This window comes from Kocuria sabuli (assembly GCF_040981185.1).
Taxonomy (GTDB): domain Bacteria; phylum Actinomycetota; class Actinomycetes; order Actinomycetales; family Micrococcaceae; genus Kocuria; species Kocuria sabuli.
Genome location: NZ_JAVHZE010000003.1, coordinates 346,940 through 370,394, shown reverse-complemented (window position 1 = coordinate 370,394; position 23,455 = coordinate 346,940). Strand labels below are relative to the sequence as shown.

20 protein-coding genes are annotated in these 23,455 nt (G+C 73.7%); 11 read left to right on the top strand and 9 right to left on the bottom strand.

Going from position 1 to position 23,455, the window contains the following annotated elements; translation table 11 throughout:
- Nucleotides 1-215: 215 nt before the first annotated feature.
- Nucleotides 216-539 (top strand): GyrI-like domain-containing protein, encoded by a 324-nt coding sequence (locus RE027_RS05595; RefSeq protein WP_368807266.1) that lies wholly within the window; start codon nucleotides 216-218, stop codon nucleotides 537-539.
- 93 nt (nucleotides 540-632) lie between these two features.
- On the opposite strand, the gene RE027_RS05590 is transcribed toward RE027_RS05595, so the two are convergent.
- Together RE027_RS05590 and RE027_RS05585 are read right to left on the bottom strand one after the other, a co-directional pair.
- Complete coding sequence (locus RE027_RS05590) at nucleotides 633-1,865, bottom strand: dicarboxylate/amino acid:cation symporter (RefSeq protein WP_368807249.1); 1,233 nt, start codon at nucleotides 1,863-1,865, stop codon at nucleotides 633-635.
- Between the two features lie 103 nt (nucleotides 1,866-1,968).
- A complete protein-coding gene (locus RE027_RS05585; RefSeq protein ID WP_368807248.1) occupies nucleotides 1,969-3,219 on the bottom strand; it encodes a hypothetical protein in 1,251 nt (416 codons plus the stop codon).
- On the opposite strand from RE027_RS05585, the gene RE027_RS05580 reads away from it, so the two are divergent.
- From RE027_RS05580 to RE027_RS05540, 9 genes are all read left to right on the top strand, one after another.
- Nucleotides 3,208-4,254: a hypothetical protein gene (locus RE027_RS05580; protein ID WP_368807247.1), complete on the top strand. Its 1,047-nt coding sequence runs from the start codon at nucleotides 3,208-3,210 to the stop codon at nucleotides 4,252-4,254. The two genes, RE027_RS05585 and RE027_RS05580, sit on opposite strands and share 12 nt — an antisense overlap.
- Nucleotides 4,247-5,251: an HAD-IIA family hydrolase gene (locus tag RE027_RS05575; protein ID WP_368807246.1), complete on the top strand. Its 1,005-nt coding sequence runs from the start codon at nucleotides 4,247-4,249 to the stop codon at nucleotides 5,249-5,251. Before RE027_RS05580 ends, RE027_RS05575 begins: the two co-directional genes overlap by 8 nt.
- Nucleotides 5,248-5,511 (top strand): hypothetical protein, encoded by a 264-nt coding sequence (locus tag RE027_RS05570; protein ID WP_368807245.1) that lies wholly within the window; start codon nucleotides 5,248-5,250, stop codon nucleotides 5,509-5,511. The genes RE027_RS05575 and RE027_RS05570 overlap by 4 nt, the downstream gene beginning before the upstream one ends.
- Nucleotides 5,508-6,263: a TlyA family RNA methyltransferase gene (locus RE027_RS05565; protein WP_368807244.1), complete on the top strand. Its 756-nt coding sequence runs from the start codon at nucleotides 5,508-5,510 to the stop codon at nucleotides 6,261-6,263. Before RE027_RS05570 ends, RE027_RS05565 begins: the two co-directional genes overlap by 4 nt.
- A 122-nt stretch (nucleotides 6,264-6,385) precedes the next feature.
- On the top strand, nucleotides 6,386-7,456 hold the full coding sequence (locus RE027_RS05560; protein ID WP_368807243.1) for an NAD kinase: 1,071 nt from the start codon (nucleotides 6,386-6,388) through the stop codon (nucleotides 7,454-7,456).
- Nucleotides 7,457-9,169 carry a DNA repair protein RecN gene (gene recN / locus RE027_RS05555; protein WP_368807242.1) on the top strand — a complete coding sequence of 571 codons (1,713 nt, stop codon included), beginning with the start codon at nucleotides 7,457-7,459 and terminating at the stop codon, nucleotides 9,167-9,169.
- Nucleotides 9,170-9,237: 68 nt separating this feature from the next.
- Nucleotides 9,238-10,962 (top strand): CTP synthase, encoded by a 1,725-nt coding sequence (pyrG, locus tag RE027_RS05550; protein WP_368807241.1) that lies wholly within the window; start codon nucleotides 9,238-9,240, stop codon nucleotides 10,960-10,962.
- Nucleotides 10,963-11,097: 135 nt separating this feature from the next.
- Nucleotides 11,098-11,751 (top strand): NUDIX domain-containing protein, encoded by a 654-nt coding sequence (locus tag RE027_RS05545; protein WP_368807240.1) that lies wholly within the window; start codon nucleotides 11,098-11,100, stop codon nucleotides 11,749-11,751.
- Nucleotides 11,752-11,950: 199 nt separating this feature from the next.
- Nucleotides 11,951-13,108, top strand: a complete 1,158-nt coding sequence (locus tag RE027_RS05540) for a D-alanyl-D-alanine carboxypeptidase family protein (RefSeq protein WP_368807239.1) — start codon at nucleotides 11,951-11,953, stop codon at nucleotides 13,106-13,108.
- On the opposite strand, the gene RE027_RS05535 is transcribed toward RE027_RS05540, so the two are convergent.
- The 4 genes from RE027_RS05535 to RE027_RS05520 are packed head-to-tail and all read right to left on the bottom strand — an operon-like array spanning nucleotide 13,102 to nucleotide 17,465.
- Nucleotides 13,102-14,265, bottom strand: coding sequence for a bifunctional 2-methylcitrate synthase/citrate synthase (locus RE027_RS05535; protein ID WP_368807238.1), 1,164 nt, complete (start codon nucleotides 14,263-14,265; stop codon nucleotides 13,102-13,104). The genes RE027_RS05540 and RE027_RS05535 overlap by 7 nt on opposite strands.
- Before the next feature lie 34 nt (nucleotides 14,266-14,299).
- Entirely contained in the window at nucleotides 14,300-15,208 is a 909-nt protein-coding gene (prpB, locus tag RE027_RS05530; RefSeq protein ID WP_368807237.1) for a methylisocitrate lyase, read from the bottom strand.
- Between the two features lie 2 nt (nucleotides 15,209-15,210).
- Nucleotides 15,211-16,731, bottom strand: coding sequence for an MmgE/PrpD family protein (locus RE027_RS05525; protein ID WP_368807236.1), 1,521 nt, complete (start codon nucleotides 16,729-16,731; stop codon nucleotides 15,211-15,213).
- Nucleotides 16,732-16,787: 56 nt separating this feature from the next.
- Entirely contained in the window at nucleotides 16,788-17,465 is a 678-nt protein-coding gene (locus RE027_RS05520; protein WP_368807235.1) for a GntR family transcriptional regulator, read from the bottom strand.
- A 220-nt stretch (nucleotides 17,466-17,685) separates the two neighbouring features.
- Here RE027_RS05520 and RE027_RS05515 point away from each other — a divergent pair, with 220 nt between their 5' ends.
- The gene (locus tag RE027_RS05515; RefSeq protein ID WP_368807234.1) at nucleotides 17,686-19,638 is read left to right on the top strand and encodes an AMP-binding protein; all 1,953 of its coding nucleotides are present in this window, start codon (nucleotides 17,686-17,688) and stop codon (nucleotides 19,636-19,638) included.
- A 31-nt stretch (nucleotides 19,639-19,669) separates the two neighbouring features.
- Here RE027_RS05515 and RE027_RS05510 read toward each other — a convergent pair whose 3' ends face one another.
- From RE027_RS05510 to RE027_RS05500, 3 genes are all read right to left on the bottom strand, one after another.
- A complete protein-coding gene (locus RE027_RS05510) occupies nucleotides 19,670-20,974 on the bottom strand; it encodes a cation:proton antiporter (protein WP_368807233.1) in 1,305 nt (434 codons plus the stop codon).
- Between the two features lie 124 nt (nucleotides 20,975-21,098).
- A complete protein-coding gene (locus RE027_RS05505; protein WP_368807232.1) occupies nucleotides 21,099-21,791 on the bottom strand; it encodes a response regulator in 693 nt (230 codons plus the stop codon).
- Nucleotides 21,788-23,416: a sensor histidine kinase gene (locus RE027_RS05500; RefSeq protein ID WP_368807231.1), complete on the bottom strand. Its 1,629-nt coding sequence runs from the start codon at nucleotides 23,414-23,416 to the stop codon at nucleotides 21,788-21,790. Before RE027_RS05500 ends, RE027_RS05505 begins: the two co-directional genes overlap by 4 nt.
- Between the last annotated feature and the right edge of the window lie 39 nt (nucleotides 23,417-23,455).

Below are 23,455 nucleotides of genomic sequence, written 5' to 3'. Positions count from 1 at the left end.
ACACCGCCGGACCACACCACGGGTCGAGCCCCCGCACCACCACGGTGCGGGGGCTCCCCACATTAACCACCCCACCACCACAGCGCCCCTGCGGGGCACATTCCGCGGCACAGGCCCCCACCAACACCGGTGCCGGGCCTGACCCGTACCCACCACCGGCCGGCACCACCGGTCCCGCACAGGCCCCCACCGGACACGGTGCGGGGCCCTTCCTCATGCCACGGGGGACGCCCGTGGCGGTCTGTCGAGGAGCTCCCAGAGAGACGGCCGAAGTGGAGGTCGGCTTTCCTGTCCGGGGAGACACGCGGCTCTCCGGCGCCGTGGTGATCAGCCAGTTGCCGGCCTCACGGGCGGTGTCGTGCGTGCGCCGGGGGAACTACGAGGACCTCGGGGAGTCCTGGGAGCAGCTCGCCCGATGGGCCGAGGACCAAGGCCTGGTGCTGGGCGAGCACCTGGGGGAGGTCTACGTGACCGAGCCACGCCCGCGCGACGCTCCGGTCGACATGGTCGCGGAACTGTACTGGAGCGTGTCGAGCTGAGGCCGCACCGGATGCCTTGTTCGCGATGACGACGAAGGCCCCGACCGCACGGTCCGGGCCTTCGTCGTCATGGTCGAGCCGGTGCTCGGAGGGTCACCGTGCGGAGGAACCGCCGACCACTTCGACATCGTCCGCAACCGGACCGCTCGGCGCCCCACGATCGCCGATGAGCTTGTCCATGACGACCGCGATGGCACCGTCCCCGGTGACATTGGTCGCCGTGCCGAAGGAGTCGATGGCGATGTATGTGGCGATCATCAGGGCCACCGCCGTCTCGTCGAAACCGAGCATGCCCTGCAGCACTCCCACGGCCGCCATGATCGCACCCCCCGGGACTCCGGGTGCCGCGACCATCGTCACGCCCAGCATGAGGATGAACCCGAGATAGGTGAGGTCGTCGATCGGCATGCCCGTGATCGTCATGATCGCCACGGAGAACAGCACGATCTTCATGGTGGAGCCGGCGAGGTGGATGGTGGCACTGAGCGGGACGACGAAACCGGCCACGGACGAGCGGACGCCGTTGGCCTCGGCGCACCGCAGCGTGACCGGGATCGTCGCGGCCGACGACGACGTACCCAGGGCGGTGGCGAACGCCGGGAGCATGTTCTTGGCCAGCACCGCGGGGTTGCGGCCGGCGTAGGCTCCGGCCACCACGTACTGCAGGCTCAGCAGCACGGCGGACAGGACCACGGCGAGCACCACGACCTTCAAGAACGTCGCGACGACCGTCAGGATCTGCCCGTTCATGGTCAGGCTCATGAACATCCCGAAGATGTAGACGGGCAGCAGCGGGATGATGACCAGCTCCACGATCCGCATGATGATCCGGCGCAGGTCGTCCATGGTCCGGTGGAGCGTGTCGCCGGGGATGAGGGTGATCCCCACGCCGAGGCAGAAGGCGAGGAGCAGCGCGGTCATCACGCCGAAGACGGGTTCCATCTCGAGCGCGAAGAAGCCGGTGAGCGCGCTGTCCTCGGGGTTGGCCAGGGCATCGACCTCCTGCGCCCCGCCGAGCAGCCACGGGTAGCTGCCGCGGGCCACCACATAGGCGAGCACTCCGGAGAGGACGGTGGAGGCATAGGCGATGGCGGCGGTGACAGCGAGCCATCTGCCGGCTCCCCTGCCGAGGTCACCGATGGCCGGAGTGACGAGTCCGACGATCAGCAGCGGGATGAGGAAGCCGAGGAACGCGCTGAAAAGTCCGTTGAACGTGAGGAAGACACGTGCGAGCGGTTCGGGGAAGAACAACCCGCACGCGATGCCCAGGACGATGCCGAGGAGCACGCGCACCAACAGGTGGGACGTGAGGGGTTTTTTGGTCATGGATCAATCATCGGCCGCGGACGGAGGGCGGTCGAATCGGGCGGGCGGCCACCGACCCTGCTTATACAATGGGGGACGATCAAAATGGCGGTCCGTTCCCCGGTCACCGCCGACATCCACGAGAGTCGACCCGCAGCGCGTCGGCACAGAGGAGCGGTACGTGACCGATTCTTTCCAGCACGGTTCCCGGGACGAGCGCCGGAGCGGGCAGTCCGGCGACCGCCGGTCCGGCAGCGGCGCGGGCGGTGACCGCTCCGATTCGTCGTCCCGCCGACGCGACGACGGGCGGGCCGGCTACTCCCGCGACGCCCGTGGCGGCGCGCGGAACGGTGAGCAGGGACGCGGCCGTGACTCGGCTGAGAGGCGCGGCTCGGGTGAGGGTTTCCGTGGGCGCCGGGACGACCGGCAGGACGACCGCGGTGACGACCGCCGTGGTGGGTACGCTCCTCGCGGTGACCGGCGTGATGACCGGCAGGGTGACCGCGGTGACGACCGTCGTGGTGGGTATGCCCCTCGTGGTGACCGGCGTGATGACCGGCAGGGTGACCGCGGTGACGACCGTCGTGGTGGGTACGCTCCTCGCGGTGACCGCCGCGACGACCGGCAGGGTGAGCGGGGTCCGCGCCGGGACGGTGAGGGTTTCCGTGGGCGCCGGGACGACCGGCAGGGCGACCGCCGTGGTGGGTACGCTCCTCGTGGTGACCGGCAGGGTGACCGCGGTGACGACCGTCGTGGTGGGTATGCCCCTCGTGGTGACCGCCGCGACGACCGGCAGGGTGAGCGGGGTCCGCGCCGGGACGGTGAGGGTTTCCGTGGGCGCCGGGACGACCGCCAGGGCGACCGCCCGGGTGGGTACGCCCCTCGCGGTGACCGCCGCGACGACCGCCAGGGTGAGCGGGGTCCGCGCCGGGACGGTGAGGGTTTCCGTGGGCGCCGGGACGACCGGCAGAGCGACCGCCCGGGTGGACACGCCCCTCGCGGAGACCGCCGCGACGACCGCCAGGGTGACCGCGGTGACGACCGCCGTGGTGGGTACGCCCCTCGCGGTGACCGGCGTGACGACCGGCAGGGTGAACGGGGTCCGCGCCGGGACGGTGAGGGTTTCCGTGGGCGCCGGGACGACCGGCAGAGCGACCGCCCGGGTGGATACGCCCCTCGCGGAGACCGCCGGAACGATCGTCAGGACGACCGCCGTGGTGGGTATGCCCCTCGTGGTGACCGGCGTGACGACCGGCAGGGTGACCGCCGCGATGACCGTCGTGGCGGGTTCCCCGACCGGGGCGACGGCTACCGTGGCCGCCGGGACGACCGCCGTGACGACCGCCGTGACGACCGGACGGACATGTCCACCCACCGGCACCCTGCTCCCGAGATCGACGAGGACGTCACGGGCCGGGAGCTCGACAAGCCGACCCGTGCCCAGCTGGGCGCCCTCGAGCCCCGCAACGCCGAGGCCGTCGCCAAGCACCTGGTCATGGCCGGGCGCTACCTGCTGGACGACCCGGAGCTCGCCCTCGAGCACGCACAGGCCGCCGGCCGCCGCGGCGGCCGCATCGCCGCCGTCCGCGAGGCCGCGGGCGTCGCGGCGTACGAGGCGGGGGACTACGCCCTGGCCCTCAAGGAGCTGCGCACGTTCCGCCGGATGACCGGCGCCGAGATCCACCTGCCCCTCATGGTCGACTGCGAACGCGCTCTCGGGCGCCTGGACAAGGCCGCCGAGCTCGCGACCTCCGAGGCGGCCTCCACCCTGGATTCCAGCGAGCAGGTCGAGCTCGCCATCGTCCTCGCCGGCATGCGCCGGGACCAGGGGGACGCCCAGGGAGCTGTCGACGCGCTGAGCATCCCTCAGCTCGACAAGAACCGGGGCTTCGCCTACAGCCCCCGCCTGTTCCGCGCCTACGCCGAGGTCCTGCGGGGAGTCGGCCGGGACCGGGAGGCGTTCACGTGGGACCGGCAGGCCGTCGTGGCCGAGGCGGCCCTCGGGACGGGCCAGTTCGCCGAGCCCGAGATCGTCGACTTCGACGACGAGGACGAGACCGAGCAGGCGCCGGCCACCGGCGTCGCCCTGCCCGAGCCGGAGACCGCCGCCGGGGAGTCCGACGAGGACACCGCTGCGGCGGGTGCCGCCACGGCCGCCGACGCCGGCCCGCTGGACGAGACGGCCGACGACGCGGACGGCGACTCCGACGCCGTGCTCGACGAAGGCACCGACGAGGAACCCGACGAGGAGCTCGACGACTCGGAGGAGGACCTCGACCCGGACGACGACTTCGAGGGCGGCTCCGAGCCGGACCTCGACCCGGACGACGACGAGGACCTCGTGGACGACGACGCCGAGCCGGGCGACTCGGACGGCGGCGACGGGGCGCGTGGTGCCCAGCATGGCTGAGCGGCTCCTCGACCGCTACGACGCCGTCCTGAGCGACCTGGACGGCGTCGTCTATGCCGGTCCGCACGCGATCCCGGGAGCCCCGGAGATCCTGCGCACGATCGCCTCGGACGGAATGCCCGTGGTCTATGTGACCAACAACGCCTCGCGCTCCGTCGCGTCGGTCGCCGCCCACCTCACGGACCTGGGCGTGCCCACGGGCTCCGACGGCGTCGTGAGCTCGGCCCAGGCGGGGGCCGAGCTGCTGGCGCGGCGACTGCCCGCCGGGACGAAGGTGCTCGTCACGGGGTCCGAGGCCCTCGCCGAGGTCGTCGCGGACGCGGGCCTGGTCCCGGTCCGGACCCAGTCCGAGGAGCCCGGGGCCGTGATCCAGGGCTTCGATCCCGGTCTCGGCTGGGCGCAGCTGGCCGAGGCGTCCTTCACCCTCGCGGACCCCGCCGTGCTGTGGGTCGCGACCAACACCGACCTCTCCATCCCGCAGGCGCGTGGACTGGCCCCCGGCAACGGGACCCTGGTGGCGGCGGTCGCCGCCGCCACCCGGCGGACGCCCGTGGTGGCCGGCAAGCCCGAGGCGCCCATCTTCCGCACGGCGGCCGAGCGGGCGGGCAGCACGCGGCCCGTGGTGCTGGGGGACCGCCTCGACACCGACATCCGGGGCGGCAACGCCGCGGGGTTCGCGACCGTGGCCGTCCTCACCGGCGTGGACACGCTCGAGACCATCCTGGCCGCCTGCAGCGCGGAGCGCCCCGACCACGTCGTCGGGACCCTCGAGGCGCTGTTCCAGCCCTATCCGGACGTCGAGGTCTCCGCCTCGGACCGCGGTCACACGGCGCGCTGCGGAGCCGCGTGCGCCGAGACGGACGGCTCCCGGCTGCGGGTCGAGGGCGACCGGGAGGACCTCGACGCCTGGCGCGCCGCCTGCGGGGCGTGGTGGGCCGCGCACCCCGACGCGGAAGCCCCCGTGACCCCGGAGCTGGAGTGGGAGGTCGGGGCGTGAGCGCCGACCCGGCGCGGAGCACGGACCTGGCGTCCCCGCCCGCGCCCCCGACGGGTCACGCCCGCGTGGACGCCGTGCTGGACCGCGCCGCGGAGCTGGACGTGCTGCCCGTGGCCGAGCATCCCGCGCGCTACGAGGAGCTGCACGCCGTGCTCGTCGCCGAGCTCAGCGCCGAGCCCGGGACCGTCCCGGCCGGTCCGGCCCCCGGCGGGGGACCCGGGGCCGGGCCGAGCGGGCAGGGGCCGAGCGGACCGCCATGAGCGCCCGCCTGGACCAGGAACTGACCGCCCGGGAGCTCGCCCGCTCCCGGACCGTGGCCGCCCGCTGGATCGCGGAGGGCAGGGTGCTCGTCAACGGCGAGCCCGCCACCAAGCCGTCCGCCCGCGTCGGGGCCGGCGACCGGTTGGAGGTCCGGGCGGCGGAGGTCCCCGACTACGTCAGCCGCGCCGGGCACAAGCTGGCCGGTGCGCTGGCGGCCTTCCCGGACATCACGGTGGCGGGCCGGCGCTGCCTCGACGCCGGGGCGTCGACGGGCGGCTTCACCGACGTGCTGCTGCGGGCCGGTGCCCGGGAGGTGGTGGCGGTGGACGTCGGCCACGACCAGCTCGTGCCCTCGTTGCGCCATGACGCCCGGGTCCGGGTGTTCGAGGGCACGAACGTGCGCTGGCTGCGGCCCGAGGACATCGGCGGCCCGGCCCAGCTGACGGTGTGCGACCTCTCCTTCATCTCGCTGACCCTCGTCGTCGCCCCGCTCGCGGGGGCCACGGTGCCCGGCGGGGATCTCGTGCTCATGGTCAAGCCGCAGTTCGAGGTCGGCGCGGACCGGCTCGCCCGCACGGGCGTGGTCACCAGCGAGGAGGAGCGGGCCCGGGCGGTCGACGCCGTGGCCGCCGCCGCACGGGCCTGCGGTCTGACGGTGCTCGGACGGGAGCGCAGCCCGCTGCCCGGCCAGGACGGCAACCACGAGTTCTTCCTGTGGTGCCGCCGGGACGAGGTGGAGGGGAACCCCTGAGAGTTCCCGCCCTCGCGTAGGGTGGTGAGCGGTGCCCGGTCCCGGGCACGGCGCGCAGCACGGGCCGGTCCCGGTACCGACGACGCCCGCGTGCACCGAGCAGTCGAGAACGGGGGGATCCTGTGAGCAGGAAGATCCTGGTCATGGCCCACATGGGCCGGCAGGAGGCCAAGGACGCCGCGCGCGACTCCTGCCGCCAGCTCCACGACTCCGGCCTCGTGCCGGTGATCTCGCGGGACGACCTCGAGTCGCTCCAGGAGGACGAGGAGCCCCTCGTGCCCGTGGAGGTCATCGAGGAGGATGTCTCCCTGCGGGAGATCGAGCTCGTGATGGTGCTCGGCGGGGACGGGTCGATCCTGCGCGCCGCGGAACTGGTGCGCAGCATGGACACCCCGCTGCTGGGCGTGAACCTGGGCCACGTCGGCTTCCTCGCGGAGAGCGAGCGCTCGGACCTCAGGGAGTCCGTCGAGGCGATCGTGGACGGGCGCTACACCGTCGAGCAGCGGATGACCATCGACGTCACCGTGTGGCAGGACCAGAAGAAGGTCCTGCACACCTGGGCCCTGAACGAGGCCTCGGTGGAGAAGGGCGACCGCGAGAAGATGATCGAGGTCGTCGTCGAGGTGGACCGGCGCCCGCTGAGCACGTTCGGCTGCGACGGCGTGGTGCTGGCCACCCCGACCGGCTCCACCGCCTACGCGTTCTCCGCGGGCGGTCCCGTCGTGTGGCCGGAGGTCGAGGCGCTGCTCCTCGTCCCGCTGAGCGCCCACGCCCTGTTCTCCCGGCCCCTCGTCATCTCCCCGAACTCGATGATGGCCGTGGAGGTCCTCACCCGCACGGACGCCCGCGGCGTGCTGTGGTGCGACGGGCGGCGCACCACCGAGCTGCCGCCCGGATCCCGGATCGAGGTGGTGCGCTCCCCGAAGGCGGTCAACCTGGCCCGGATGCACCGCACCCCCTTCTCCGAGCGGCTCGTCCGGAAGTTCGAGCTGCCGACGACCGGCTGGCGCGGTCCCGTGCCCTCGCACGAGGCGACCGCGGCCCGGACCGCGGTCCTGCCCACCGTCAGCGCCGACGGCAGCGGTGCCGGCCGGCCGGCCCCGCTGCCGAAGTCCACCGTGGGGCACGAGATGCCCCACGGGTCGGAGCCGGCGCCCGTCGGGCCACGGAACGAGATCGCGGAGGCCGACTGAATGATCGAGGAGATCCACATCCACGACCTCGGCGTCATCACCGATGCCGTGCTGCCCCTCGGGCCGGGGCTGAGCATCCTCTCCGGTGAGACCGGCGCGGGCAAGACCATGGTGGTCACCGCCCTCGGGATGCTGCTGGGCAACCGCTCCGACGCCGGGGCGGTGCGCTCGGGGGCGCCCCGGGCCGTCGCCGAGGCGGTCGTGCGGGTCCCGGCCGGGCACCCGGCCGCGGCGCTCGTGGAGGACGCCGGCGGAGCCGTCGACGTCGAGGCCGTCGGGGACACGGACGAGGCGCTCGTCACCGTGGCCCGGACGGTGACCGCGGAGGGCCGCAGCCGGGCCCACGTCGGTGGCCGCTCCGCCCCCGTGGGCACGCTCTCCGCCGTGGGGCAGACCCTGGTGGCGGTGCACGGGCAGTCCGACCAGCTGCGGCTGAAGTCCGCGGCCGCCCAGCGCCACGCCCTGGACCAGTACGCGGGGGAGGAGCTGTTCGCGGAGCTCCGGCGCTACCGGGAGCTGCTCGCCGAGTACCGCACCGTGCAGCAGACGCTGCGGGAGGTCACCGAGCACGGCCGCGAACGCGCCCTCGAGGCCCAGACCCTGCAGGGCGCCCTCGAGGAGATCGACGCGGTGGACCCCCAGCCGGAGGAGGACCAGCGGCTCGACCAGGAGAGCCAGAAGCTCACCAACCTGGAGCAGCTGCGCACCGCGGCCCTCAGCGCGCACGCGGCCCTGAGCGGCGGGGAGTTCGCCGACGGCGACAGCGCGGACGCGATCGCCCTCATCGCCGGGGCGCACCGGGCGCTGGACCAGGAGGCGGACTCCGACCGGGACCTCGCGGAGCTCTCCGCGCGGGTCGCCGAGCTCGCGGTGCTCGTCAACGACATCGCCGCCGACCTCTCCGGCTACGCCTCCGGCCTCGACGACGAGGGCCCCGCGCGCCTGGCCGAGGTCGAGGCCCGGCGGGCCAAGCTCAAGGGGCTGACCCGCAAGTACGGCGCCACCGTGGACGAGGTCCTCGTGTGGGCGGAGCGCTCGCGGGCCCGGCTCGACGAGCTCACCGACGACCCCGCCCGGGAGCAGGAGCTGCGCGCACGGCTGGAGCGGCTGCACACCGGGCTGAGCGAGCTGGCCGCGCGGATGACCGAACGGAGGCAGGGCGCCGCGCACCGGCTCTCCGAGGCCGTCAGCGCGGAGCTCACGGCCCTGGCGATGCCCAACGCCTCCCTGGTCATCCGGGTGGAGCCCACCGAGGAGTTCTCCGCCCACGGACGCGACGAGATCGCGTTCCTGCTCGAGCCCCACGCCGGCGCCGCCCCGCGGCCCCTCGGCAAGGGGGCCTCCGGCGGTGAGCTGTCCCGGCTCATGCTGGCCATCGAGGTGGTGCTGGCCGCCGTCGACCCCGTGCCCACGTTCGTCTTCGACGAGGTGGACGCGGGCGTGGGCGGCAAGGCCGCCGTGGAGATCGGACGCCGGCTGAAGATGCTCGCCCAGCACGTCCAGGTGCTCGTGGTGACCCACCTGCCGCAGGTGGCCGCCTTCGCGGACCAGCACATCCTCGTCACCAAGAGCGAGGACTCCACCGTCAGCGACGTGCGCGTGCTCGACGAGGAGGAGCGCGTCGTGGAGCTGGCCCGCATGCTCGCGGGCCACGAGGACTCCGCGGCGGCGCGCGAGCACGCCCGTGAGCTGGTCCGCGACGCGGCACTCTGAGACCTCGTCCCGTGCGGCCGTCCGCACGGTGATCCGCAGCACGCAACCGGTGTCCCGGGAGGACAAGAATGATAGGGTCGAATTCCGTGGTGAATGCAAACGAAGCCGCCCACGGGGCCGGCGCACAGCAGACCGAAAACCAGCGACCGGGCAAGGTGACCCGCCAGATCTTCGTGACGGGCGGCGTGGCCTCCTCCCTCGGCAAGGGCCTGACCGCCTCGTCCCTGGGCATGTTGCTGCGGGCCCGCGGGCTCTCCGTGACGATGCAGAAGCTGGATCCGTACCTCAACGTCGATCCGGGCACCATGAACCCCTTCCAGCACGGTGAGGTCTTCGTGACCGACGACGGGGCCGAGACCGACCTCGACATCGGCCACTACGAGCGGTTCCTCGACGAGAACCTCGACGCCTCGGCGAACGTGACCACCGGCCAGGTGTACTCCACGGTCATCGCCAAGGAGCGCCGGGGCGAGTACCTCGGGGACACCGTCCAGGTCATCCCGCACATCACGGACGAGCTGAAGAACCGCATGCGCCGCCGGGCGCAGGGCGACGACCAGCCGGACATCATCATCACCGAGATCGGCGGCACGGTCGGCGACATCGAGTCCCAGCCGTTCATCGAGGCGGCCCGCCAGGTCCGCCAGGACGTCGGCCGCCGCCACGTGTTCTACCTGCACGTGTCCCTGATCCCGTACATCGGGCCCTCGGGGGAGCTCAAGACGAAGCCCACCCAGCACTCGGTGGCCGCCCTGCGCGGGCTCGGTATCCAGCCCGACGCGCTCGTGCTGCGCTCCGACCGGCAGGTCCCGGACGCGATGCTGCGCAAGATCGGCAACGCCTGCGACGTCGACCACGACGCGGTGATCTCCTGCCCGGACGCCCCGAGCATCTACGACATCCCCAAGACCCTGCACTCCCAGGGGCTGGACACCTACATCCTCGACTACCTGGGCCTGGACTACGAGGACGCGGACCTGGGGCAGTGGGAGCGGCTGCTCAAGGCCGTGCACGAGCCCGCCCACTTCGTCACGGTCGCCATGGTCGGCAAGTACATCGACCTGCCGGACGCCTACCTCTCCGTCTCGGAGGCCCTGCGGGCGGGCGGCTTCGCCAACGACGCGCGCGTGAAGATCAAGTGGGTCGCCTCGGACCTGTGCGAGACGCCGGAGGGGGCCCAGCGGGAGCTGGGCGACGTGGACGCCATCTGCATCCCGGGCGGCTTCGGCATCCGCGGGATCGAGGGCAAGCTCGGCACCCTGCGCTTCGCCCGCGAGCACCGCATCCCGACGCTGGGCCTGTGCCTGGGCCTGCAGTGCATGGTGATCGAGTACGCCCGCACCGAGCTCGGCCTCGCCGGGGCCTCCTCGAGCGAGTTCGAGCCGGACACCGACTTCCCGGTCGTGGCGACCATGGACGAGCAGAAGCAGTTCGTGGAGGGCGCCGGGGACCTGGGCGGCACCATGCGCCTGGGCCTCTACGACGCCCACCTGCGCGACGGGTCGGTGGTGGCCGGCGCCTACGGCTCCACGGTGGTCAAGGAGCGCCACCGCCACCGCTACGAGGTCAACAACGAGTACCGCGAGCAGCTGGAGCGGGCCGGGCTGGTGATCTCCGGGACCTCGCCCGGCGGCACCCTCGTGGAGTTCGTGGAGCTGCCCGCCGAGGTGCACCCCTACTACGTGGGCACCCAGGCGCACCCCGAGCTGATGTCCCGCCCGACCCGCCCGCACCCGCTCTTCGACGGCCTCGTCAAGGCCGCCCTCGAGCGCCGGGAGGCCGAGGGGCGCTGAGTCCCGGCCCGTGCCCGCACGGGCCGCAGGCGCCGCGTCCTCGTCCGGACGCGGCGCCTGCGCCGTCCTCCCGCCGACCCCTCCGCTGCCCGCTCCGCTCCGTCCCCCTCGGACGGCCGACCCGGAAGGACCACCATGGACATCCGCCACCTCGCCCCCGAGGAGCTCACGGACCGGCTCAGCGACCGCCGCACCGTGGCCTCCGAGACGGTCTACGAGGGCTACATCTGGAACGTCCAGCGCGACGAGTTCGAGCTCGCCCAGGACACCGACCCCCTCCGGCGCGACTACATCACCCACCCCGGTGCCGTGTCCGTGCTCGTGCTCGACGACGACGACCGGGTGCTGCTGATCAACCAGTACCGGCGCCCGGTCGGCATGACGATGTGGGAGGTCCCCGCCGGCCTGCTCGACGTCGAGGGCGAGGACCCGGCCGCGGCCGCCCGGCGGGAGCTGGCGGAGGAGGCCGACCTGCAGGCGGAGCGGTGGGACGTCCTGGTGGACTTCCACAACAGCCCCGGCTCCTCCTCGGAGGCCAACCGGATCTTCCTGGCCCGGGGCCTGAGCGACGTCCCCGAGGCCGAGCGCCACGAGCGCGACGGCGAGGAGTCCGAGATCCACGGGGCCTGGGTCCCGCTCGACGACGCCGTGCGGGCCGTGCTCGAGGGGCGGCTGAACTCGCCCTCCGCGGTGGTCGGCCTGCTCGCCGCGCACGCCGCCCGCGCCGACGGCTACCGCTCCCTGCGCGCGGTCGACACCTCGTGGCCCGGCCACCCCGGGCTGCGCTGACCGGGGGCCCCGCGGGCCCGGACCCCGGTCCTGCCCCGTCCGGCCCCGTCCCGGGTCCCCGTTCCGGCACCTGATGCCGCACGGTGCCCTGCCCCGTCCGGGCCTCCCGGTCACACATCGGCCGGTGCTGTGCCGCGGGCCACGACGGGTCTAGCCTGGACGCACGCACAGCCGGTGCGCCCGGAGGGACGGGGACGTCATGCGAGAGAACACACGCGTCACTGCTGGAGTGCGCCGGGCGCTGCTCGCCCTGCTGTGCTGCCTGGGCCTGCTGGTCGGGCCCGTGTCGGCGCCGGCGTTCGCCGCCACGGCCATCGAGGCCGAGCACCAGCGCCTCGGCGGGGCCGGCGGCCGGCTGGGCGCGGCCCTCGGCCCCGAGCGCTGCGGCCTCGTCCGCGGCGGGTGCTACCGGAGCTTCGAGCGGGGCAGCATCCACTGGTCCCCGAAGACCGGGGCGCGCGCGACCTGGGGGGCGATCCGCGGCGCGTGGGCCGCACAGGGCTACGAGCGGGGCCGCCTGGGCTACCCGGTGGGTCGCGAGACCTGCGGGCTGCGCGACGCCGGGTGCTACCAGGGCTTCGAGGGCGGGGTGATGCTCTGGTCCCGGGCGAGCGGGGCCCACCCCACGATCGGCGGCATCCGGGCGGCCTGGCTGCGCGAGGGCGCCGAGCGGGGCGCGCTCGGCTATCCGACCTCGGGGGAGGCCTGCGGGGGCGGGACCTGCCGCCAGTCCTTCCAGCGCGGGTCCATCACGTGGACCCAGGGCGCCGGGACCCGGGTGCACCGGGAGATCGACCGGGCCGCGTCGGTGTACGTCGTCGTCAACAAGCGCCGGGCCCTGAACCCCGTCGACCACGTCCCGCGCGACCTCGTGTCCGTGGACGGGCAGCTCCTGCGCGCGGACGCCGCGGCGGCGTTCCGGCGGATGCGCGCGGACGCCGCCGCGGCCGAGGCCCCGATGACGGCGGTCAGCGGCTACCGCTCCTACACCACGCAGGCCGGTCTCTACCGGGACTACGTGGCCCGCTACGGGCAGGAGCAGGCGGACCTGATCTCCGCCCGGCCCGGTCACAGCGAGCACCAGACCGGACTGGCCGTCGACATCGGCAACCCGGACGGGGCGTGCGGGCTGCAGAGCTGCTTCGCCGGGACCCCGGCCGGGGCGTGGGCGCGGGCGCACGCCCACAAGTACGGCTTCGTCGTGCGCTACCCCTCGGGCTGGACAGCGACCACCGGCTACACCTACGAGCCCTGGCACCTGCGCTACGTCGGCGTGCACGTGGCCACCGGCATGGTCACCCAGGGCATCCCCACGCTGGAGCACTACATGGGACTGCCGGCGGCGCCCTCCTACTGAGCGGTCCCGGCCCCCGGCAGGTGCCGCTCGTCGGGGCCGTTGTACTCGGACAGGGGGCGGATCAGAGAGTTGGCCGCCACCTGCTCCATGACATGGGCGGTCCAGCCCGTGATCCGGGCGGCGACGAACAGCGGGGTGAAGGTGGGGACGTCGAAGCCCATCAGCCAGTAGACCGGTCCGGCCGGGTAGTCGAGGTTGGGCTTGATCCCCTTGGCCTCGTCCATGGACCGCTCCAGCCCGTTGTACAGGCCCAGCAGCTCCGGGCGCCCGTAGTGGTCGATCATGGTGTCCAGGGCCGCCTTCATGGTCGGCACCCGGGAGTCGCCGTGCTTGTACACGCGGTGGCCGAAGCCCATGACCTTCTTCTTCTGCGCCAGGGCGTCGTCCATCCAGGCCTTGGCGCGGGCCTCGGCGTCCTCGGCGGACTCGTCGGCGCGGACGCCGAGTTCCTCGAAGGTGCGCATGACCGCCTCGTTGGCCCCGCCGTGCAGCGGCCCCTTGAGCGCGCCGATGGCCGCGGTGACCGCCGAGTGCAGGTCCGAGAGGGTGGAGGTCACCACGCGGGCCGTGAACGTCGAGGCGTTGAAGGAGTGCTCGGCGTAGAGGATCATCGACACGTCGAACGCCGCGACGACCTCGGGGGCCGCCTCCTCGCCGAAGGCCATCCACAGGAAGTTGGCCGAGTAGCCGAGGTCGGCCCGGGGCTCGACCGGCTCCTGGCCCCGCCGGCGCCGCTGGTCGTAGCACACGACGGCCGGCATGGCCGCGAACAGCTTCTGCGCCTTGGCCAGGTTCGCCTCCGGCGAGGAGTCCTCGGCCTCGGGGTCCTGCGCGCCCAGGACGGACGCCGCGGTGCGGCACACGTCCATGGGGTGGCACGTGGTGGGCAGCGCGTCGATGATCGCGCGCAGCTCGGGGGTCAGGGCGCGGTGCTCGCGCTCGCGGGCGGTGAACTCCGCCAGCTCCTCGTCCGTGGGCAGCTCGCCGTTCCACAGGAGCAGGGCGACCTGCTCGAAGGAGCAGTGCGCGGCCAGCTCCTGCACGGGATATCCGCGGTAGAGCAGGGAGTTGGTCTCCGGGTTGACCTTGGAGACGGCCGTGTAGTCGGCGACGACGCCGGCCAGTCCCTTGCGGACCTCGCTGTGGGTCTCGGTCATGGTGGTCTCCTTCTCGTGGTCGGGCGGTGGGCGGTCAGCGGTGCAGGCCGGGCACCTCGAAGTCGAAGACGCCGGCGTCGAACTGGTTGTAGCCGTTGTAGTCCACCAGTTCGTAGAGCCGGGCGCGAGTGAGCATGTCCGGCACGGCCGCCTCCTGGGTGCCGTCCTCCCGGATCGTGGACAGCACCCGCTCCATGGCGCCGAGGGCGGAGCGCATCAGCGTCACGGGGTAGATGATCATGTTCACGCCCGCCTCCTCGAGCTGGGCGGCGGTGAACAGCTGCGACTTCCCGAACTCGGTCATGTTCGCCAGGATCGGCACGTCCACCGCGGCGCGCATGGCCTCGAACTCGGAGAGGTCGGCCATCGCCTCGGGGAACACCGCGTCCGCCCCGGCGTCCACGAGGGCCTTGGCCCGCTCGGTGGCCGCGGTCAGGCCCTCGACCCCCCGGATGTCGGTGCGCGCCATGATCAGGAAGTCCGGGTCCCGGCGGGCCTCGGCCGCGGCGCGGATCCGCTGCACGGCGGTGTCGAGGCCCACCACGGACTTGCCGTCCAGGTGGCCGCAGCGCTTGGGGTTGAACTGGTCCTCGATGTGGCAGCCGGCCAGGCCGGCGTTCTCGAGCTCCTGCACGGTGCGGGCCACGTTCATGGGCTCCCCGAAGCCGGTGTCCGCGTCGACGATCGCCGGCAGGTCCGTCACGCGGGCGATCTGACCGGCACGCTGGACCACCTCGGCGAGACTGGTCAGGCCGATGTCGGGGAAGCCGAGCTCGTTGGCGAGCACGGCCCCGGAGATGTAGACGCCGTCGAAGCCCTGCTCCTGGATCAGCTTCGTGGACAGCGGGGTGTAGGCGCCCGGGAACCGGACGATCCGCGGGCCGGCCAGCATCTGCCGGAGGGCCACGCGCTTCTGCTCGGGGGTGGTGGCGGAGAACAGCATGCTCAGAAGATTCCCTTCGTGCCGGTGCGCAGCTCGACGCCCGCGGTGACGTTGAGGGCGCCGAGCTCCCCGGGGCCGAGGTCCCGGAGGTTCTCGGCGGCCCCGACGAAGCGGTCGAGCTCGTCGGGGTCGACGAGCCCCTCCGCGAGGGTGCGCAGCTTGGTGATGTACTGCTCGCGGGCGAACGGGCGCGCGCCCAGCGGGTGGGCGTCGGCCACCGCGATCTCCTCGACCACGGTGGAGCCGTCGCTCAGCAGGATCTCGGCGCGCCCGCCGAAGGCCTTCTCCTGCGGGTCCGGGGAGTGGTAGCGGCGCGTCCACTCCGGGTCCTCCGCGGTGGTGACCTTCTGCCACAGCCGCACCGTGTCGGGGCGCCCGGCGCGGGCGGGGGCGTAGGAGTCCACGTGGTGCCACGCCCCGTCCTGCAGCGCCACCGTGAAGATGTAGGGGATCGAGTGGTCGAGGGTCTCGCGCGTGGCCGTCGGGTCGTACTTCTGCGGGTCTCCGGCGCCGGAGCCGATCACGTAGTGGGTGTGGTGGGAGGTGTGCAGCACGATCCGCTCGATCCGCGCCGGGTCGGCGAGCTCGGGGCGCTCGCGGTGCAGCTTCCGGGCGAGGTCGATCCAGGCCTGCGCCTGGTACTCCGCGGAGTGCTCCTTGGTGTAGGTGTCGAGGATCGCCCGCTTGGCCTCGCCCGGGGCCGGCAGCGGCACCTCGTAGGCCGCGTCCGGGCCGTCGAGCAGCCAGGCGACGACCCCGTCCTCGCCCTCGTAGATCGGGGTGGGAGAGGTCTGCCCGCGCATCGCCCGGTCCACGGCCTCGACGGCCATCTTCCCGGCGAACGCGGGGGCGTGGGCCTTCCAGGTGGAGATCTCGCCCTTGCGGGACTGCCGGGTGGCGGTGGTGGTGTGCAGGCCCTGGCCGATGGCGTGGAAGATCGTCGCGGTGTCCAGGCCCAGCAGCGTGCCGATCCCGGCGGCCGCGGACGGGCCGAGGTGGGCCACGTGGTCGATCTTGTGCTGGTGCAGGCAGATCGCCTTCACGAGGTCGACCTGCAGCTCGTAGCCGGTGGCGATCCCGCGCACGAGGTCCGCGCCGGTCGAGCCCACGTGCTGGGCGACGGCGAGGATCGGGGGGATGTTGTCCCCGGGGTGGGAGTACTCCGCGGCCAGGAACGTGTCGTGGTAGTCGAGCTCGCGCACCGCCACGCCGTTGGCCCACGCCGCCCACTCGGGGGAGACCGCGGTCCGTGCCGCGGGGACCCCGTAGAGCGCGGCGCCGGAGCCGCCGGGGGTCGGGGCGTGGGCGAGGGCCTGGTCCCGCGCCGAGACGATCGGGTCCCGGTTCAGGGAGGCGATCGCGACCGAGGCGTTGTCGAGGACACGGTTGATCACCATCTCGGCCACCTCGTCGCTCACCTCGACCGGGTCCGCGGCGACCTCCGCCATCTTCCAGGCGAGCTGGTCCTCGCGGGCCAGGTTGTCCTTGGACGGGTGGACGCGCACGTGGTGGGTGACGGTCATGGAACTTCCTCTCGTGGGGACGGACGTCCACCGGCGGCGGACGGATGGGGTCCTGCTCAGCCGGCGGCCTCGAGCGGGGGAGCGGGTTCGACCCACTCGCGGACAGGGGTGGTCAGGACCGCGTGCAGCGAGTTCGCCAGGTGCACCCGGGTCGCGGCCTCGGCGAGCTCCTCGGAGCCCTCCGCGATCGCGCGCGCGATCTGCGCGTGCTCGGCGGCAGCCCGCGCCAGGCGCTGCGGATTGGTCCGGGACAGCTTGCGCACACGCGCCAGGTGCAGCCGCAGGGACCGCTGGGCGGCCGTGAGGTAGGGGTTGACCGTGGCGTCGTCGACGGCCTGGTCCATGCGCTCCACGAGCTCGTAGTACGCGGAGCGGTCGGTGTCCGGGTCGCGGAGCCGGTCCACGCAGGCCTCGAGCTCGGCCGCCAGCCGCTGGAACTCGGCGGCGTCCCGGCGCCGGGCCGCGAGCCGGGCCGCCCGGCAGTCGAGGGCCTCGCGCAGCTCGAAGAGGGCCCGGACGTCCTCCAGGGAGACCTGCGAGACGACCACGCCCCGGCCCCGGTGGGCTTCGGCGAGCCCGTCGGCGGTGAGCCGGCTGAGCGCTTCGCGGATGGGTGTGCGGGAGATGCCGAAGCGCTCCGACTGCTCCACCTCGCCCAGCACCTGGCCGGGAAGCAGCCTCCACTCGACGATGTCGCTGCGCAGGGCCTCGTAGGCGCGGTCGCTGGCGCGCACGGCTCCCTCCTCACTTCTGCGGCCCCGGGGCCGCAGAACCGGCGGGAGCCATCGGTGACCGACCTCACACTTCTCCGTCAGTGTATACACGTAACGACGCCGGGAGCCAGGGATTCGGGAAATACTGGAACATTGTCGCGTCAATGTATACAGCAGTATTGTCTGTTGTGATCTGCGCCACTAGGGTGACCGGCAGGACCGCGACGCCCCGGAGGAACCCATGAGCACCGACCACCAGACCACGCAGGCCGAGGACTACAGGGAGGTCTACCGGCGCAGCGTCCAGGACCCGGAGCGGTTCTGGCTCGAGGCGGCCCGGGCCGTCGACTGGACCCGAGAGCCCACCGTGGCCCTCGACGGGACCACGGCTCCGCTCTACCGCTGGTTCCCCGACGGCGAGCTCAACACCTCCTACAACGCCCTCGACCGCCACGTGGAGGCCGGCCACGGCGAGCGCACGGCGCTGATCTACGACTCCGCGCTGCTGGGCGTCCAGGAGCGCTACAGCTACGCGCGGCTGCGCGACGAGGTGGCGCTGTTCGCCGGGGCCCTCGCCGCCCGCGGGGTGGGGCGGGGCGACCGGGTGCTCGTCTACCTCCCGATGATCCCGCAGGCGGCCGTGGCCATGCTCGCGTGCGCCCGCCTGGGGGCCGTGCACTCCGTGGTCTTCGGCGGGTTCGCCCCCAAGGAGCTGGCCTCGCGCATCGACGACTCGCGGCCCCGGGTGGTGGTGACCACGACCGGCGGGCTGGAGCCGAAGCGGCGGATCGAGTACATCCCCGCGATCGAGGAGGCCCTGCGGCTGTCCCGGCACGTGCCGGAGACGGTGGTCGTGCACGAGCGGCCCGGCTTCGAGACCACCGTCGGGCAGGCCCGGGACCGGGCCGGGCGCGGCGAGCAGCCGCCGGCCGAGTGGCTGAGCTGGGCCGCCGCCGTCGAGGGCGCCGAGCCCGCGGCGCCGGTGCCCGTCGCCGCGACCGACCCGCTCTACGTGCTCTACACCTCCGGCACCACGGGCACCCCGAAGGGGGTGGTCCGCGACAACGGCGGGCACGCCGTGGCCATGGCGTGGTCCATGCGCCACGTCTACGACGTCGGTCCCGGCGAGGTGATGTGGACGGCCTCCGACGTGGGGTGGGTCGTGGGCCACTCCTACATCGTCTACGGCCCGCTGCTCGCCGGCGCCACGACCGTGCTCTACGAGGGCAAGCCCGTGGGCACCCCGGACGCCGGCGCGTTCTGGCAGCGCGTGGAGGACCACGGTGTGAAGGTGCTCTTCACCGCACCCACGGCCCTGCGGGCCATCCGCCGGGCGGACCCCGAGGGCGAGCTCGTGCGCCGGCACGACATCGGCTCCCTGCAGGCGCTGTTCGTGGCGGGGGAGCGGCTCGACCCGGAGACCTACGGCTGGGCCTCCCGGGTGCTGGGGGTGCCGGTGGTCGACCACTGGTGGCAGACGGAGACGGGGTGGGCGATCTGCGCCAACCCCTTCGGGATCGAGCGGCTGCCCCTGAAGCCCGGTTCGCCGTCCGTGCCCGTGCCCGGCTACCGGGTGGAGGTCCTCGACCCCCTGGGGCAGCCGGTCGCGGCCGGGGAGGAGGGCAACATCGCCCTGCGCCTGCCCCTGCCCCCGGGCACCCTCACCACGCTGTGGGGCGACGACCGGCGCTTCGTGGAGTCCTACCTCACGGCCTTCCCGGGCTGCTACGCCACCGGCGACTCCGGCCACGTCGACGAGGACGGCTACGTCTACGTCATGGGACGCACCGACGACGTGATCAACGTGTCCGGCCACCGGCTCTCCACCGGGGCCATGGAGCAGATCCTGGCCGCGCACCCGGCGGTGGCCGAGTGCGCGGTGATCGGGGTGGCGGACCCGCTCAAGGGCCAGCGGCCGGCCGGCTACGTCGTGCTCAAGACCGGGGCGACGATCCCGGGCGAGCAGCTGCGGGACGAGCTCGTGGCCCTGGTGCGCCGGCAGATCGGGGCGGTCGCCGACTTCAAGGACGTGACGGTCGTGGACGGGCTGCCCAAGACCCGCTCGGGCAAGATCCTGCGCAAGACCATGCGGCAGATGGCCGACGGCGAGGACTACGCGGTGCCCTCGACGATCGAGGACGCCTCCGTGCTCGAGTCCCTCGAGGACGTGCTGCGCCCGCCGCGGGCCGGCTGAGGGACCGGCGCGCCGCGCACGGTGGCCCGGGTCAGATCGGGGTCTGGGGGGCGGCCTCCTCGGTCCCGGTCTCGCGCACGGCCTTGCGCCGGCGGGCGCGGTCGAGCACGGCGATGACCGGCCCGGCGGCGACGCCGTGCACCACGACGGACATGACGATCACCAGGCCCACGATCCGCCACAGCGTCTGGTCCTCCGCGAGGAACTCGCCCTCGGCCAGGGCGTAGCCGAGGTAGTAGACGGATCCGATGCCGCGGACGCCGAAGAAGGCGATGACGCCGCGCTCCCACGGACCGGTGCGGCCCCGGGCCAGGGCGATCCACCCGGCCACGGGCCGGACGAGCAGCAGGAAGGCAGCGGCGACGAGCACCTCGCGCCAGCTGAGGCCGGCGAGCAGCCCCCGGGCGACGGCGCCGCCCAGGAGCACGAGCACCACCACCGTGAGCAGCCGCTCGAGCTGCTCGATGTAGCTGTGCAGCACGCCGTGGTAGCCGTGCACCCGCTCGCCCGCCCGGATGGTCACCGCGCACACGAACACGGCCACGAAGCCGTAGCCCTCCACCATCTCGGTGATCCCGTAGGTGAGGAAGGTCGCGGCTAGGGCGACGAACCCCTCGGAGTGGGAGGCCATGCGGACGCTCTCGATCGGGGAGCGGAAGAAGACGCGCCCCAGCAGCTTGCCCACCGCGTACCCGGCGAGGCAGCCGATGGCGATCCGCCAGGCCACGTCCACGAAGAAGAAGTTCGGCACCCACGCCGCGGGCGACGTCCCCACGACGCTGAGGGCGATGGCGAGGTAGACGAACGGGAAGGCCAGCCCGTCGTTGAGCCCCGCCTCCGAGGTGAGGCCGAAGCGCACCTCGTCCTCGCCGTCGAGGTCCTCCTGGGCCTCGGAGGGCGCCCCGACCTGGACCTCGGAGGCCAGGACCGGGTCGGTGGGGGCCAGGGCCGCGGCCACGAGCACGGCGCCGGCCACGCTCAGCCCCAGCACCGACCACCCGAGCAGGGTCAGCCCGATCAGGCACAGGGGCATCGCGATGCCGAGCAGGCGCCAGGTCGTGGCCCACCGGGCGCGCCCCAGGGGACGGTCCAGGGCCAGGCCGGCGCCCATCAGGGAGATGATGACGCAGATCTCGCTCAGGTGGACGGTGATGTCGCTGTAGACCACGGGGTCGGGATCGGGAAGGGAGTCGGCGACGGAGAAGACGGCCATGCCCGTGGCCAGGAACACCATGGGCATCGAGATGGGGGCGCGCATCAGCAGGCGCGGGAGCAGCGCGGCGGCGAACACGGCCAGACCGGCGGCGGCGAACATCAGGCTCGGTGCTTCGAACACCTGGACCTCGTCTCTTCAGCGGGTGGGGGCGACCCTCGTGAGACTACGCACTGCGGGCCCAGGTGCGCACCGGTCCGCCCGCACCGGTTCCTCCCCGGCGGCGTCCGGGGACGCCGCCGGCGGCTCAGCCGGCCCAGCCGTACTCGAGCTCCGGGCGCCCGGGCGTGCCGTAGCGCGAGCGCCGGTGCACGAGGCCGCGCTCGGCCAGGTGCTCCAGGTAGCGCCGGGCCGTCACCCGCGACAGCGTGCTGCGCTCGGCGACCTCCCCCGCGGAGAGCCACTCCCCGCCGCGCACGAGGTCCGTGACGGCGGCCAGGGTCCCGGCGGAGAGGCCCTTCGGCGCGGGCGGCCGCACCGGCGAGCCCAGGGCGGCGAACGCGCGGTCCACCTCGGCCTGGCCCACGGCGCCGCCCGTCCCGAGGGCCGAGCGGTAGCTGCGGTAGGCGGCGAGCTTCTCCTCGAACACGGCGTAGGTGAAGGGCTTGATCAGGTAGCCGACGACGCCGAGGGTGGTCGCCTCGCGGACCGTGGCCACGTCCCGGTGCGCCGTGATCACGAGCAGGTCCACCGACTCGCCCCGGGCCCGGAGGGTGCGCGCCACGTCGAGCCCGGTCATGTCCGGGAGGTTCACGTCCAGCAGCACCAGGTCCACGGGCTGCCCCGCCCGCCGGGCGGCCTGCACCGCCTGCACGGCCGTGCGCCCGGACACGGCCGTGGCCACGGCCCGGAAGTCCTGGGAGCGCTCGACGTACTCCGCGTGGGAGGCTGCGGTCAGCGGCTCGTCGTCGACGACGAGGACCCGCACGGGCCCCGTCACGGGACCTGCTCCGGCACGGCGTCGCGAGGGGCCGGGATCGTCACGGTGAACACGGCCCCGCCGTCGTTGCCCAGCTCGATCCGGGCGCCCCACCGCTCCACGACCTCGCGCACCAGGTGCAGCCCGACGCCCCGGCCCTCGGGCCCTGCCGGCTTCGTGCTGACCCCGAGGTCGAAGACCCGGTGGGCGAGCTCGTCGGGGACCCCCATGCCGGTGTCGGCCACGGTGATCACGGCGGTGTCCCGGGCCGGGTCGGCGTCGTCGGGCGCCCCGGTGATCTCCACCTCGACGACGGGGCGCACTCGCGCCGCGTTGGCCGCGGCCGCCTCGACGGCGTTGTCCACGAGGTTGCCGACGAGGCTGACGAGGTCGGCGGGGGAGACGGGCAGGCGCGGCACGTCCGGGCCCACGACGACCTCCAGCTCCACCCCGCGCTCGTGGGCCGCGGCGGTCTTGCCCACGAGCAGGGCGGCGAGGAAGGGGTCGTCCAGTCGGGCGAGCAGGTCCTCGGACAGCCCCCGGGTGCGCTGCCGGTCCGCGGAGGCGAAGTCGAGGGCCTCCTCCTGGTGGCCCAGCTCCAGCAGGGAGACCACCGTGTGCATCCGGTTGGCGTGCTCGTGCGTCTGGGCGCGCAGGGCCCCGGCCAGCGCCGACGTGGCGCGCAGCTGCCCGGAGAGCCGGGAGATCTCGGTGTGGTCGCGCAGGATCACGACCATGCCCCGCCCGGCGAGCGCCCCGCGGGCCGGCAGGCTCGAGACGATCAGCGTGCGCTCGCCGGCCACGACCCACTGCTCCTGCACGGCGGCCCCCGAGCGCAGCACGGCCTCCAGCGCCAGGGGCAGCCCGAGCGAGCCGAGCGGCAGGGCGGTGCGCCGGCCGGGCCCGGGCGCCTCCGGGGGGATCCCGAGCAGCTCGCGGGCCCGGGCGTTGAGCACCGGCACCGTGCCCGCCGTGTCCACGAGCAGCAGCCCCTCGGTGGCCTCGTTGAGCACGGCGTCGTGCAGCGCGTGGACCTGGGCGAGCTCCTCCGGTCCCCACCCGTGCGTGACCCTGCCCAGGTAGCGGGCCGCCAGGGCCGCGACCGTCGCCGAGGCCGCGAGCAGCAGCAGGCCCACGAGCAGCACGGCCGGCAGCTGGGCCAGGGCCTGCTGGGACAGGGCCTCGAGCAGGACGCCCGTGGCCACGAGCGCCACGACCGTCCCGTCCTGGTCCCGGACGGGGGCGATCGTGCGCACCGACGGGCCGAGGTTGCCGCGCTCCGTGCTCGTCCACACCTCGCCGGCGAGCGCGTGCGAGCGGTCGCCCCGGTAGGGGTCGCCCACCGAGGAGGGCCAGGGGTGCGTCCAGCGGGTGCCGTCGGGGGCCATGATCGTGACGAAGTCGAGCCCGGTGTCCTCGAGCAGCCGGTCCGTGAGCGGCTGCAGGGCGGGGTGCGGGTCCGGGGTGCCGGCGGCCTCGAGCACGTACGGGTCGTCGGCCAGGGCCGTGGCCACCGCCCGGGTCACGGCCTCGGCGCGCTCCTGCACCGCGCTGCGCTCCTGGGCGAACAGCACGAGGGAGACCGTGACGGTCACCAGGGCCACGACGGCCAGCTGGAGCAGGAGGAAGCGCCTGGCCACCGACATGCCCGCGTCCTCTCCTCCTGCCCGTCGTCCGTCTGTGGT